We start from the raw sequence: 13,096 nt of genomic DNA, 5'->3' as shown, positions 1-13,096 counted from the left end.
CAGGGCCAGCCCCCCCAGGGGCGCGGGGAACTGCGCGAAAAACCCCAACGCACCCGCACAGAACAGCCCCCCGCACCCCAGCCCCCGGCCAAGCCCTACGGCAGTGCCAGCATCCGCTCCAACGCCAGCCGCGCGCCCCGCTCAGTCTCCTCGTCGACCTCGATGCGGTTGACGAGGTTCCCCTCGGCGAGCGACTCCAGGGCCCACACGAGATGCGGCAGGTCGATGCGGTTCATGGTCGAGCAGAAGCACACCGTACGGTCCAGGAAGACAACCTCCTTGCCCTCCGGAGCGAAACGGTTCGCCAGCCGCCGCACCAGGTTCAGCTCCGTGCCGACGGCCCACTTGGACCCGGCGGGAGCGGCCTCAAGGGCCTTGATGATGTACTCGGTGGAGCCGACCTGATCCGCCGCGGCCACCACCTCGTGCCGGCACTCCGGGTGGACCAGCACATTGACCCCCGGTATCCGCTCCCGCACCTCGTTGACCGACTCCAGGCTGAAGCGGCCGTGCACGGAGCAGTGCCCCCGCCACAGGATCATCCGCGCGTCACGCAGTTCCTCCGCCGTCAGCCCGCCGTTCGGCTTGTGCGGGTTGTAGACGACGCAGTCCTCCAGGGACATGCCCAGCTCCCGCACCGCGGTGTTGCGGCCGAGGTGCTGGTCGGGCAGGAAGAGCACCTTCTCGCCCTGCTGGAAGGCCCACTCCAGGGCCCGCCGCGCGTTCGAGGACGTGCAGATCGTGCCGCCGTGCCGACCGGTGAACGCCTTGATGTCGGCGGAGGAGTTCATGTACGAGACGGGCACCACCCGCTCGGCGACCCCGGCCTCGGTGAGCACGTCCCAGCACTCCGCCACCTGTTCGGCGGTGGCCATGTCGGCCATCGAGCAGCCGGCGGCGAGGTCGGGCAGCACGACCTTCTGCCCGGCGTCGGTCAGGATGTCCGCGGACTCCGCCATGAAGTGCACACCGCAGAAGACGATGTACTCGGCTTCCGGGCGGGCCGCCGCGTCCCGGGCCAGCTTGAAGGAGTCGCCCGTGACGTCGGCGAACTGGATGACCTCGTCGCGCTGGTAGTGGTGGCCGAGCACGAAGACCTTGTCTCCGAGCTTCTCCTTGGCCACCCGTGCGCGCTCGACGAGATCGGGGTCGGAGGGCGAGGGCAGCTCGCCGGGACACTCGACGCCGCGTTCGCTCTTCGGGTCGGCCTCACGGCCGAGGAGCAGCAGGGCAAGCGGGCTCGGCTGTACGTCGAGATCCGTGGTCTGGGCGGTGGTCACGACACGCACCCTTTCTATTTTTCGTCAACCTGACGCTATCTATCATAACTGGTTCACGTCACTTTGACGATGGCGATAGCGTCCATGTGACGTGAATCCCGGCCGGGTCGCTCACGGGCCGCTGTCCGCGCGCACGGGCGTGTGCGAGCATGAATCCAGAGGAAAAAACGCGACAACGCGAATGCCCGGCCCGGAATGAATCCGCGGACCCGCCGGTTGCACTCGTCGGCAAGCAGTCTCCGTACAACCCGGGAGAGATGTAGATGTCCGTATCGGACGAGACCACCACCGTCACCGACGGCATCATCCTGACCGACGCCGCCGCGTCGAAGGTCAAGGCCCTGCTCGACCAGGAAGGCCGTGACGATCTCGCGCTGCGCGTGGCCGTCCAGCCCGGCGGCTGCTCGGGCCTGCGCTACCAGCTCTTCTTCGACGAGCGCTCCCTCGACGGGGACGTCGAGAAGGACTTCGGCGGGGTCAAGGTCGTCACCGACCGGATGAGCGCTCCGTACCTCGGTGGCGCCACCATCGACTTCGTGGACACGATCGAGAAGCAGGGCTTCACGATCGACAACCCGAACGCGACCGGCTCCTGCGCCTGCGGCGACTCCTTCAGCTGAGCCACCCCAAGGCGGCGGCCCCTCCCGAGCGAGGCGCCGCCGCCTTCGTACGTGCTCCGGCAGCAGCGCCCCCGAAGGGGCGCGCGCCCGGCCGCACCGCTGCCGCGCCCGGCTGCACCGCTGCCGTGCCCGGCCGACGGCGCGCTCACGGCCGTGGCAGCGCTGCGTGCCCGCCCTTCGGGATCGGCTTGCCGTCCGTCCCGACCACGCTTCGGCCACCCAGCGGCGCATCCAGCGGAACGTTCTTCCGGTACCCCTTGGCGATCAGGATGCAGACCTTGTCCGGCCACGGCTTCTCCGTCACCGTGACCTTCACCCGGTCCGCGCTCTCCTCGACGGACGCCGTGTAGTCGGCGCACACCCCGCCCATGAAGCTCACGGTCAGCTTCGAGTCGTCGGCCGTGTAGCCGTCCACGGTGACGTCCCGTGTCTTCGGCGCGGGTCCCGACTCCGAGGGCGGCGCGGCCGACGGGCTCGCCGCGCCCAGGTACTCGGGGTCCACCGCCGGATACGTCACCGTGAAGGTGTCCCGTGCGCCCGCGCCCCGCACCTCGAACAGCCAGGACGGCACCAGCGTCTGCCGCCCCCGCACGGAGTGCGCGGCCAGCCCGAAGACCGCGGCGCGCACGGTCGCCGTGCCCTGCCGCGGCGCGGCCGTCGGCGCCTTGGCCGCGCACGGCTGCTCCAGCCGGTCCTTCAGGGGTACGGGGTCGGCGCAGCCGCCGATGCCCATGCGGTGGTCGGTCCGGGGCGCCGCGTTCATCAGGTCCAGCGTCCGCCGCGCGCTCAGGACCGGATAGGTGTCGCCCTTCTCCGGCGCCTTCAGCAGCCCGCTGCCGGTGACCACTTCGCCCTGACCGCTCACGGTCAGCCCGGTCGTCCAGCCGTACGTGGGCAGGCCGCCGACCACCGGGTCGGCGTTCACCACCCGCTGGGCGCCCGCCACCTGGCTCGCGTCGATCTTCGCGTGGTCCTGGCCGAGCGCCTTGAGGACCGGTGCCACCGCCTTTTCCGCGACGGGCACGCTCACGGGTTCGGCGGCGGGTTCGGCGGGGCTCTGCGGGCAGGTGGTGCCGCCCTTGCAGCTGTCGGTGCCGGGCGCGTACCGCTGGAAGGTCCAGTTCCCCGGCGCCTGCCCGGCCACCCGCAGGCTCGGCCCCGCGCCGTCCCGCCCGGAGCCGACCCGCCAGCCCGCCGCGTCGGCCACCGGCTTCCCGTCCACGCCGAGCGCCGCCGCCAGCCTGGCCACGTCGTCCGCGCCGACCTCGCCCGCGGGCCGGTACACCGGCGCCGAGCCGGGGCCGTCCGGCAGCGCGCCGCTCGCCTCGTACGTCACGCCGTACGGAGCGGGCTCACCTGGCGCGATCCCGTTCGTGCCGCCGGACGGCGCCGGCGAGCCCGCCGACGGCGCCGCGTATCCGTCCAGGGCGAGCCGCGGGGGAGTGCCGCCGGCACCGGCCGCCGGGCCCGAAGCGCCCCCCGAACCGCCGCCCGCGGTGGCGGCCACATAGGCCCCGCCACCCCCGGCCAGCAACACGGCCACCGCGACGGACACCACCACAGACGACCGCCGCCGCCCGCCGCCCGCGCCCCGCACGGCATCCCCCTCTTCCGCGCTCCCGTGCTCTTCCGCGCTCCCGTGCTTCTTCGCGCTCCCGTGCTTCTCCGTGTCCCCCTGCTCCTTCGCATCCCCCCGTTTCTCCGCGCTTGCTCGCTTCTCCGCGGTCTCCTTCTCCGGCGCGGTCCTCTCGGCGGCACCCGCGGTCGCGTCCTCGTCGTCCCGGTCGGGGGTGTCGGGGTTGTCGGGTCGCTCGGTGTTCACCGCATCGCTCCTTGGTGGGTCGTATCCCGCATCCCCTTGCAGGGGACAGCGATGTGACGCGGGACGGGAGCGCGCGGTTCCCATGGGCGCTCGCCGGAACAGGCCGCGCGCCCCCGTGAGGACGGCTCAGTCGCCGTAGTCCGACATCGCGTCCAGCAGCCGGGCGGAGCGCGGCGGGACGGTCACCCCGTGGATGAGCGACGGCGGCACCGGACGGGTGTCGGCGTCCCGGTGCACCGTCCAGCGCGGAGCCATCCGGGCGCAGTCGCCGCGCAGCGAGGCCAGGTCTCCTTCGAGGTCGGCCGGGGCGGGGGAGTGGACCTTGAGGTTCGTCATGAGGGCACCGTGGACAGGCCGGGAATGTGCGGAGAAGGAGCTGCTATCGGCTATTTTGGTCGACTTCAACGCCCTGCGCGAACCGGGTAGCGTGAACTGTCAAACTGCCTCCCTCCAGGAGAGTCCTCGCCGTGCGCATCGCAGTCACCGGCTCCATCGCCACCGACCACCTCATGACGTTCCCGGGTCGCTTCTCCGACCAGCTCGTCGCGGATCAGCTGCACACCGTCTCGCTCTCGTTCCTGGTCGACAACCTCGACGTCCGCAGGGGCGGTGTCGGAGCGAACATCGCCTTCGGCATGGGGCAGCTCGGTACCCGACCGGTCCTGGTCGGTGCCGCGGGGGCCGACTTCGACGACTATCGCGCCTGGCTGGAGCGGCACGGCGTGGACACGGAATCCGTACGCATCTCCGAGACCCTGCACACCGCACGCTTCGTGTGCACCACCGACGCCGACCACAACCAGATCGGCTCCTTCTACACGGGCGCGATGAGCGAGGCGCGGCTCATCGAGCTGAAGACCGTCGCCGACCGGGTCGGCGGCCTCGACCTCGTGCTGATCGGCGCGGACGACCCCGAGGCGATGCTCCGGCACACCGAGGAGTGCCGCTCCCGGGACATCCCGTTCGCCGCCGACTTCTCCCAGCAGATCGCCCGCATGGACGGGGAGGAGATCCGGATACTGCTGGACGGCGCCACGTACCTGTTCTCCAACGCCTACGAGAAGGGCCTCATCGAGTCCAAGACCGGCTGGAGCGACCAGGAGATCCTCGGCAAGGTGGGCCACCGGGTCACCACCCTCGGTCCCCGCGGCGTCCGCATCGAGCAGGCCGGCGACGAACCGATCGAGGTCGGCTGCCCGGAGGAGGAGCGCAAGGCCGACCCCACCGGCGTCGGCGACGCGTTCCGCGCCGGCTTCCTGTCCGGCCTCGCCTGGGGTGTCTCCCTGGAGCGGGCCGCCCAGATCGGCTGCATGCTCGCCACCCTCGTCATCGAGACGGTCGGCACCCAGGAGTACCAGCTGCGCCGCGCCCACTTCATGGACCGCTTCACCAAGGCGTACGGCCATGACGCGGCGGCCGAGGTGCACAGCCGCCTCGCCTGACTAGGCCGCCCGGCGGACCACATAGGCCGAGCCGTGGTCCGCCGGCTCCTCGCCCATGTACTCCTGACCGCGCATCTCGCACCACGCGGGGATGTCGAGCCGGGCCGCCTCGTCGTCCGAGAACACCCGCACCTCGCCGCCCACCGGCACGTCCCCGATGACCTTCGCCAGCTCGATCACCGGGATCGGGCACCGCTTGCCGCGGGCGTCCACGACGAGCGCCCCGGACCGGGCGGGAGCCGGCACAGTCACCGGCGCAGGCGCGCCGAACTTCTCCCGCACCCCCGCCACCGCACCCGGCAGCACCGACAGGAACCGCTCGACGTCCGCCTCGGACGTCCCCGGCGGCAGCGACACCCGTACGTTCCCCTCGCTGAGCACCCCCATCGCCCGCAGCACATGGCTCGGCGTCAGCGTGCTGCTGGTGCACGACGAGCCGGACGAGACGGAGAAGCCCTCCGCGTCCAGCGCGTGCAGCAGCGTCTCGCCGTCGACGTAGAGACAGGAGAACGTGACGATCCCGGGCAGCCGGCGGTCCGCGTCGCCGACCACCCCCGTGTCCGGCACCGCCCCCGGCACCCGGGCCCGGATCCGCTGCGTCAGTTCCCGCAGGCGTACCGCCTCCTCGTCGGCCTCGGCCCGTACCGCCCGCAGCGAGGCCGCCGCGGCCACGATCGCCGGAATGTCCTCGAACCCGGCCGCCCGGCCGGACTCCCGTTCGTCCAGGGGGCCTTGGGCCGCGAACCGTACGCCCTTGCGCACCACCAGCAGGCCCACCCCGGGCGGTCCGCCCCACTTGTGGGCGCTGCCCGTCAGCAGCGACCAGCCGCCCTCGACCGGTCCCCATGCCAGCGACTGGGCCGCGTCCACCAGCAGCGGCACCCCGGCCGCCCGGCACACCTCGGCGACCGCCGCCACCGGCTGCACGGTGCCCACCTCGTGGTTGGCCGACTGCAGACAGGCCAGCGCGGTCTCAGGACGCAGCGCGGCCCGGTACGCCGACGGGTCCGCCGCCCCCGATCGGTCGACCGCCACTTGGGTGACCGTCCCGCCGTCCCGCTCGTGGACGTCGGCGGCATGCAGCACCGAGGAGTGTTCGACGGCTGACACGATCAGGTGGCGGCCGGCCCGCCGCCGCCCGGCCAGCGCCCCCGCGATCCCGGTGTGCACGGCCCTGGTCCCGGACGAGGTGAACACCAGTTCGTCGGGGCGGCATCCCACCGCCTCCGCCGCGGTCTCCCGCGCGGCGTCCAGCAGCATCCGCGCTCGCCGCCCCTCCCGGTACAGCCGCGTGGGATCGGCCCACCCCTCATCCAACGAGGCCAGCAACGCCTGCCGAGCGACAGGATGAAGAGGAGCAGCAGAAGCGCCGTCGAAGTAGCCCATACAGCAACGTTAAAACCCCCACACACCGTCCAGCCCCAAAGGGACGCGGGGAACAGCGCGCCAAGCCACTCCCCTCCCGCACCACCCCTTGGGGGCGCGGGGAACGGCGCGCCAAGCCACAACGCTCCGGCACCCGCCGACTAACCCGAACCCCCGAGCTGCAAGGCGCCCTCCGATCCACAGCACCCTGCCCCTTGGGGGCGCGGGGAACGGCGCGCCAAGCCACAACGCTCCGGCACCCGCCGACCAACCCGAACCCCCGAGCTGCAAGGCGCCCCCAGACCACAGCACCCTGCCCCTTGGGGGCGCGGGGAACGGCGCGCCAAGCCACAACGCTCCCGCACCCGCCGACCAACCCGAACCCCCGAGCTGCAAGGCGCCCCAAACCACCGCACCCCCGAGCTATCAGCCGCCCCGAACCACAACACCCCCTCCCGCACGACCCGCGGCGCGAAGGGCACCCTCCCCGCAACCCCCCGGAGGGCGTGGGCTAGGGTTTGCTCCGCATAAACATCCAAACCCCTGCCCGACGCAGGGCGGCGACCGACCAGCGAGAAGGCCGCAGCCGAACCGCGCGGGCGAGACTCTCGGGAAGGCGCTACGTGAGTCCCAACGGCTCCGACCGCTCGCCGCGGCGCCCGATGCGGCGGAAGCTGCTGCAGGCAATGACCGCGGGCCTGGTCCTGGCGACCGCTACCGGTTGCACATACAAGGACTTCCCCCGCCTTGGCATGCCCACCCCGACCACGGAAGAGGCTCCGCGGATCCTCTCGCTGTGGCAGGGCTCCTGGGCTGCCGCGCTCGCCGTCGGCGTGCTGGTGTGGGGCCTGATCCTGTGGAGTGCGATCTTCCACCGGCGCAGCCGGACCAAGATCGAGGTTCCTCCGCAGACCCGGTACAACATGCCGATCGAGGCCCTGTACACCGTGGTCCCGATCATCATCATCTCGGTGTTGTTCTACTTCACCGCCCGGGACGAGACGAAGCTCCTGGACCTCTCGAAGAAGCCCGATGTCACGGTCAACGTGGTCGGCTTCCAGTGGAGCTGGGGCTTCAACTACATCGAGAGCGTCCCCGGTTCCACCGGCGACGCGAAGACCGACAAGAACCTGGAAGCCATTCCGTCCCGGTTCAAGGACGAGTTCCCGGCGAGCGCCGGCGGTGTCTACGACGTCGGTACGCCCGGCACCCGGAACCCGCAGACCAACAACCCGGGTCCGACGCTGTGGCTCCCGAAGGGCAAGACGGTCCGCTTCGTCCTCACTTCGCGTGACGTCATCCACTCCTTCTGGGTGGTGCCGTTCCTGATGAAGCAGGACGTCATCCCGGGCCACACGAACGCCTTCCAGGTGACCCCCAATCAGGAGGGCACCTTCCTCGGCAAGTGCGCCGAGCTCTGCGGCGTCGACCACTCCCGGATGCTGTTCAACGTGAAGGTCGTCTCCCCCGAGCGCTACGAGCAGCACCTCAAGGACCTCGCCAAGAAGGGGCAGACCGGTTACATTCCCGCCGGCATCGCGCAGACGAGCCACGAGAAGAACCGGGAGACGACAAACCTGTGAGCATCCTCAACGAACCCCAGGGTGCCGCGGCAGCTGAAGACTCGTTCGAGAACGAGCTGCCGGTCAGGCGCAAGCAGCCCGGCAACGTCGTGGTGAAGTGGCTGACGACCACCGACCACAAGACGATCGGGACGCTGTATCTCGTCACGTCGTTCGCGTTCTTCCTGATCGGCGGCGTGATGGCGCTGATCATGCGCGCCGAGCTGGCTCGACCCGGTCTGCAGATCATGTCGAACGAGCAGTTCAACCAGGCGTTCACGATGCACGGCACGATCATGCTGCTGATGTTCGCGACGCCGCTGTTCGCCGGCTTCGCGAACTGGATCATGCCGCTGCAGATCGGCGCGCCTGACGTGGCCTTCCCGCGGCTGAACATGTTCGCCTACTGGCTGTATCTGTTCGGCTCGCTGATCGCGGTCGGCGGCTTCGTCACCCCGCAGGGCGCCGCCGACTTCGGCTGGTTCGCCTACTCCCCGCTGTCCGACGCGGTCCGCTCGCCCGGCATCGGCGCCGACATGTGGATCATGGGTCTGGCCATGTCCGGCTTCGGCACCATCCTCGGCTCGGTCAACTTCATCACCACCATCATCTGCATGCGTGCCCCCGGCATGACCATGTTCCGCATGCCGATCTTCGTGTGGAACGTGCTGCTGACCGGTGTCCTGGTGCTGCTCGCCTTCCCGGTCCTGGCCGCCGCCCTGTTCGCGCTGGAGGCCGACCGCAAGTTCGGCGCCCATGTCTTCGACGCCGCCAACGGCGGGGCCCTGCTATGGCAACACCTCTTCTGGTTCTTCGGCCATCCAGAGGTGTACATCATCGCGCTACCGTTCTTCGGCATCATCTCCGAGGTCATCCCGGTCTTCAGTCGCAAGCCGATGTTCGGCTACATGGGCCTGATCGCCGCGACCATCGCCATCGCCGGCCTGTCCGTGACCGTGTGGGCGCACCACATGTATGTCACCGGCGGTGTTCTGTTGCCGTTCTTCTCCTTCATGACCTTCCTGATCGCGGTCCCGACCGGAGTGAAGTTCTTCAACTGGATTGGCACCATGTGGAAGGGCTCGTTGTCCTTCGAGACACCGATGCTCTGGGCGACCGGCTTCCTGATCACCTTCACCTTCGGTGGTCTGACCGGTGTCATCCTGGCGTCGCCGCCGATGGACTTCCATGTCTCCGACTCGTACTTCGTGGTGGCCCACTTCCACTACGTCGTCTTCGGCACCGTGGTCTTCGCGATGTTCTCCGGCTTCCACTTCTGGTGGCCGAAGTGGACCGGCAAGATGCTGGACGAACGCCTCGGCAAGATCACCTTCTGGACGCTGTTCATCGGCTTCCACGGCACCTTCCTGGTGCAGCACTGGCTGGGCGCCGAGGGCATGCCGCGCCGGTACGCCGACTATCTGGCGGCCGACGGCTTCACCGCGCTGAACACGGTCTCCACGATCTCGTCGTTCCTGCTGGGCCTGTCGATCCTGCCGTTCCTCTACAACGTGTGGAAGACGGCCAAGTACGGTAAGAAGGTCGAGGTCGACGACCCGTGGGGCTACGGCCGTTCGCTGGAGTGGGCGACGTCCTGCCCGCCGCCGCGGCACAACTTCCTCACCCTGCCCCGGATCCGCAGCGAATCCCCGGCGTTCGACCTGCACCACCCTGAGATCGTGGCCCTGGAGCAGCTGGAGTACGCCGGTCACGGCAGCAGCGCCATCGCGGGCGGCAAGGAGGCAGGCAAGTGAAGATCCAGGGCCATCTGTTCATGTGGCTGAGCGTCTTCGTGCTCGCCGTGGCGGTCGTCTACGGCGTGTGGTCGAAGGAGCCGGCCGGTACCACGGCGCTCTTCCTGGCCTTCGGCCTGTGCATCATGGTCGGCTTCTACCTGGGCTTCACCGCCCGGCGGGTCGACGTGGGTGCCCAGGACAACAAGGAGGCCGACGTCGCGGACGACGCGGGCGAGCTGGGCTTCTTCAGCCCGCACAGCTGGCAGCCGCTCGCCCTCGGCATCGGCGGCGCGCTGGCCTTCCTCGGGATTGCGGTCGGCTGGTGGCTGCTGTACTTCTCGCTGCCGATCATTTTGATCGGCCTGTTCGGCTGGGTTTTCGAGTACTACCACGGCGAGAGCCGCACCCAGTAGCGCACAAAGGACACGCACGGGAGCCCGGTCCCCGCAAGGGGGCCGGGCTCCCGTCGTCATTATTGCGGGGACATTCACCCGGACGGCTCACCCAGCGCGCCGGTGTTGACGATGCTTCCTAGCGTGAGGTCATGAGCCAGACTGCGTTCCCCCGAGCCCGCATCCGCACCGTCGTCGGCTGCACGCTGCTGGTGACCGCCCTCGGTACCGGCGCCATCTCCTGCGGTTCGCACGGCGCCGATCCCCTGGCGGCCAAGCCGTACGACGCGGCGGGCCAGATCTCCTTCAACGCTCCCAAGGACGCCCGGAAGAAGGCCGACCCGGACAAGCCCCTTGAGGTGACCGCCAAGAGCGGAGAGGGGCGCATCACGGACGTCACGGCCGTGGACGCGACAGGACGCTATGTGGCGGGTGAACTCGCGGCCGACGGCAGTCGCTGGCACAGCACCTCCCCGCTTGCCGCCGACGCCCACTACACGGTACGGGTCAGCACGGAGAACGCGGACGGGGCGCCCGGCCGCAAGACCCTCACCTTCGACACCAGCCGGCCCACCGCCAAGAAGACCCTCGACGTCACCTTCGGGCCAGAGGCCGGCGAGTACGGCGTCGGCCAGCCCATCACGGCCGAGCTGAACGAGCCCGTCAAGGACAAGGCGCAGCGCGCCATCGTGGAGAACGCCCTCCGGGTCGACTCCACGCCCGCCGTGAAGGGCTCCTGGTACTGGGTGAACGACAAACAGCTGCACTACCGCCCCCAGGACTACTGGCCCGCCCACGCCACCATCCAGGTGCACAGCAACCTGGAGGGCATCCGGATCGACGACCGGCTGCGGGGCGGCAAGGCGAAGCCCCTGAAGATCACCACGGGGGACCGGGTCGAGGCCCTCACGGACGCCGCCACGCACACGCTGACGGTGTACAAGAACGGCCAGGAGATCAACCAGGTCCCCATCACCACCGGCAAGCCCGGCTTCGAGACACGCAACGGCGTCAAGGTGGTGCTGGAGAAGGAGTACTTCGTACGGATGCGCGGCACCACCGTCGGAATCGCCGAGGGCACCTCGGACTCGTACGACCTGCCGGTGTACTACGCGACCCGCGTCACCTGGTCGGGAGAGTACGTCCACGCCGCTCCCTGGTCCGTCGGCTCCCAGGGCTCCGCCAACGTCAGCCACGGCTGCACCGGCATGAGCACCGGCAACGCCAAGTGGTTCTACGACACCGTCCGCCCCGGCGACATCGTCAAGGTCATCAACTCCAACGGTGACCAGATGGAGCCGTTCGACAACGGTTACGGCGACTGGAACATCGACTGGACCAAGTGGCGCACCGGCAGCGCCCTGACCTCCGCCCCCACCCCCGGCGCAAACCACCAGGACACATCCCGCCTGACCCCCAAGCCCCTGTAATCCCGCCCCCCAAGGCCGCGCGGAGCCGCATCCCCATGCAGCTCCGCCGCCCGGCCGCGCCCGGCCACAACGCTGCCGCGGTCTATCGACGGTGGTTCGCGCCCCGAAGGGGCGCGGGGAACGGCGCGATCAACGACAACGCAGCCGTAGTCGCCCGACGGCGTGCACAACTCTGCCCGGGGGGCGCGACAGAGCCCGCCCGCAAAGGAGATATGCGGCTCCGCCGCCCGGCCACAACGCTGCCGCGGCGACGCCGTATCCGGTCCTTACAGCGGAGCGAGCCGCTTCTGGCGGAGCAAAGACGCCAGCGCCGACGCGAACTCCACCGGCTCCACCGGCAGGGTCACCGCGGCGTCGGCCCGGCTCCAGGTGGCCAGCCACGCGTCCTGGGGCCGCCCCATCAGCAACAGCACCGGCGGGCAGTGGAACACCTCGTCCTTGATCTGCCGGCAGACCCCCATGCCCCCCATCGGCACGGCCTCACCGTCCAGCACGCAGACATCGATCCCGCCGCGGTCCAGCTCACGCAGGACGGCTGCCGGGGTCGCGCATTCCACGAACTCGACCAGGGGCACATCGGGGGCCGGCCGCCGGCCGGTGGCCATCCGTACCTGCTCGCGGGTGTTGGAGTCGTCGCTGTAGACCAGCACCGTGGCGGTCGGCTGCATTGTTCCTCCGAGACGTCGGCGTCGTGCGGACAAGGCCGTTGGGCCGGATGCTACTCCCATGAACACCACGTCAACACCGGTATGACAGGGGCGGACACTCCGAACGGCACCCCCGGGAGTGAGGGCGAGATAAGCGACCGACATAATGTCGGGCGTGGCGACAGCAACGACAGTAGATACCGGGCACGCGCACCCGTCGGTCAACCGGCCGAACCTCACCAGCGTCGGAACCATCATCTGGCTGAGTTCCGAGCTGATGTTCTTCGCGGCCCTCTTCGCGATGTACTTCACTCTGCGATCGGTGACGGGACCGACCCACTGGAAGTCGATGGCGCACGCGCTCAACGTGCCCTTCTCGGCGACGAACACCACGATCCTGGTGCTCTCCTCGCTCACCTGCCAGCTCGGCGTGTTCGCCGCCGAGCGCGGTGACGTGAAGAAGCTCCGCGGCTGGTTCATCGTCACCTTCATCATGGGCGCGATCTTCATCGGCGGTCAGATCTACGAGTACACGGAGCTGGTGAAGAAGGACGGCATCTCGCTGTCCTCCGACCCCTACGGTTCCGTGTTCTACCTGACCACCGGCTTCCACGGCCTGCACGTGACGGGCGGTCTCATCGCCTTCCTGCTGGTCCTCGGCCGCACCTACGCGGCGAAGAGGTTCACGCACGAGCAGGCGACCGCCGCCATCGTCGTGTCCTACTACTGGCACTTCGTCGATGTCGTCTGGATCGGCCTCTTCGCCACGATCTACCTGATCAAGTAAATCGGCGCGCCGG

The 13,096-nt window shown here is 69.6% G+C and carries 12 protein-coding genes; 7 read left to right on the top strand and 5 right to left on the bottom strand.

Annotation, left to right across the window (positions count from 1 at the left end):
• Positions 1 to 95 precede the first annotated feature (95 nt).
• Entirely contained in the window at positions 96 to 1,280 is a 1,185-nt protein-coding gene (nadA, locus tag ABT245_RS04365; protein ID WP_351728378.1) for a quinolinate synthase NadA, read from the bottom strand.
• 263 nt (positions 1,281 to 1,543) lie between these two features.
• Between nadA and ABT245_RS04360 the strand changes: the two genes are divergently transcribed.
• A complete protein-coding gene (locus ABT245_RS04360) occupies positions 1,544 to 1,900 on the top strand; it encodes a HesB/IscA family protein (RefSeq protein WP_006135694.1) in 357 nt (118 codons plus the stop codon).
• A gap of 145 nt (positions 1,901 to 2,045) precedes the next feature.
• On the opposite strand, the gene ABT245_RS04355 is transcribed toward ABT245_RS04360, so the two are convergent.
• Together ABT245_RS04355 and ABT245_RS04350 are read right to left on the bottom strand one after the other, a co-directional pair.
• Complete coding sequence (locus ABT245_RS04355; RefSeq protein WP_351728374.1) at positions 2,046 to 3,722, bottom strand: hypothetical protein; 1,677 nt, start codon at positions 3,720 to 3,722, stop codon at positions 2,046 to 2,048.
• Positions 3,723 to 3,848: 126 nt separating this feature from the next.
• Positions 3,849 to 4,058, bottom strand: coding sequence for a hypothetical protein (locus tag ABT245_RS04350; RefSeq protein WP_351728372.1), 210 nt, complete (start codon positions 4,056 to 4,058; stop codon positions 3,849 to 3,851).
• Positions 4,059 to 4,189: 131 nt separating this feature from the next.
• Here ABT245_RS04350 and ABT245_RS04345 point away from each other — a divergent pair, with 131 nt between their 5' ends.
• On the top strand, positions 4,190 to 5,164 hold the full coding sequence (locus ABT245_RS04345) for a carbohydrate kinase family protein (RefSeq protein WP_351728370.1): 975 nt from the start codon (positions 4,190 to 4,192) through the stop codon (positions 5,162 to 5,164).
• Here ABT245_RS04345 and ABT245_RS04340 read toward each other — a convergent pair whose 3' ends face one another.
• Positions 5,165 to 6,550: a cysteine desulfurase/sulfurtransferase TusA family protein gene (locus tag ABT245_RS04340; RefSeq protein ID WP_351728368.1), complete on the bottom strand. Its 1,386-nt coding sequence runs from the start codon at positions 6,548 to 6,550 to the stop codon at positions 5,165 to 5,167. It lies immediately after the preceding gene.
• Between the two features lie 602 nt (positions 6,551 to 7,152).
• On the opposite strand from ABT245_RS04340, the gene ctaC reads away from it, so the two are divergent.
• From ctaC to ABT245_RS04320, 4 genes are all read left to right on the top strand, one after another.
• Positions 7,153 to 8,112, top strand: a complete 960-nt coding sequence (ctaC, locus tag ABT245_RS04335; protein ID WP_351728366.1) for an aa3-type cytochrome oxidase subunit II — start codon at positions 7,153 to 7,155, stop codon at positions 8,110 to 8,112.
• On the top strand, positions 8,109 to 9,845 hold the full coding sequence (gene ctaD / locus ABT245_RS04330) for an aa3-type cytochrome oxidase subunit I (RefSeq protein WP_351728363.1): 1,737 nt from the start codon (positions 8,109 to 8,111) through the stop codon (positions 9,843 to 9,845). The genes ctaC and ctaD overlap by 4 nt, the downstream gene beginning before the upstream one ends.
• Positions 9,842 to 10,240 carry a cytochrome c oxidase subunit 4 gene (locus ABT245_RS04325; RefSeq protein ID WP_351728361.1) on the top strand — a complete coding sequence of 133 codons (399 nt, stop codon included), beginning with the start codon at positions 9,842 to 9,844 and terminating at the stop codon, positions 10,238 to 10,240. Before ctaD ends, ABT245_RS04325 begins: the two co-directional genes overlap by 4 nt.
• Before the next feature lie 131 nt (positions 10,241 to 10,371).
• Positions 10,372 to 11,649 carry a L,D-transpeptidase gene (locus tag ABT245_RS04320; protein WP_351728359.1) on the top strand — a complete coding sequence of 426 codons (1,278 nt, stop codon included), beginning with the start codon at positions 10,372 to 10,374 and terminating at the stop codon, positions 11,647 to 11,649.
• A 266-nt stretch (positions 11,650 to 11,915) separates the two neighbouring features.
• Here ABT245_RS04320 and ABT245_RS04315 read toward each other — a convergent pair whose 3' ends face one another.
• Positions 11,916 to 12,317, bottom strand: coding sequence for a response regulator (locus ABT245_RS04315; RefSeq protein ID WP_351728357.1), 402 nt, complete (start codon positions 12,315 to 12,317; stop codon positions 11,916 to 11,918).
• 145 nt (positions 12,318 to 12,462) lie between these two features.
• Between ABT245_RS04315 and ctaE the strand changes: the two genes are divergently transcribed.
• A complete protein-coding gene (gene ctaE, locus ABT245_RS04310) occupies positions 12,463 to 13,083 on the top strand; it encodes an aa3-type cytochrome oxidase subunit III (protein ID WP_351728354.1) in 621 nt (206 codons plus the stop codon).
• The last annotated feature ends 13 nt before the right edge of the window (positions 13,084 to 13,096 follow it).

This window comes from Streptomyces sp. NPDC001508 (assembly GCF_040298665.1).
In the GTDB taxonomy this organism is placed as follows: Bacteria; Actinomycetota; Actinomycetes; order Streptomycetales; family Streptomycetaceae; genus Streptomyces.
The sequence above is the reverse complement of the archived record's forward strand: the minus strand, read 5'-3'. Positions and strand labels throughout refer to the sequence as shown.

Coding starts and splice junctions, on each gene's coding strand:
- ABT245_RS04360 (WP_006135694.1), top strand. CDS start 1,544: ATGTCCGTATCGGACGAGACCACCACCGTCACCGACGGCATCATCCTG.
- ABT245_RS04350 (WP_351728372.1), bottom strand. CDS start 4,058: ATGACGAACCTCAAGGTCCACTCCCCCGCCCCGGCCGACCTCGAAGGA.
- ABT245_RS04340 (WP_351728368.1), bottom strand. CDS start 6,550: ATGGGCTACTTCGACGGCGCTTCTGCTGCTCCTCTTCATCCTGTCGCT.
- ABT245_RS04320 (WP_351728359.1), top strand. CDS start 10,372: ATGAGCCAGACTGCGTTCCCCCGAGCCCGCATCCGCACCGTCGTCGGC.
- ABT245_RS04315 (WP_351728357.1), bottom strand. CDS start 12,317: ATGCAGCCGACCGCCACGGTGCTGGTCTACAGCGACGACTCCAACACC.
- ctaE (WP_351728354.1), top strand. CDS start 12,463: ATGTCGGGCGTGGCGACAGCAACGACAGTAGATACCGGGCACGCGCAC.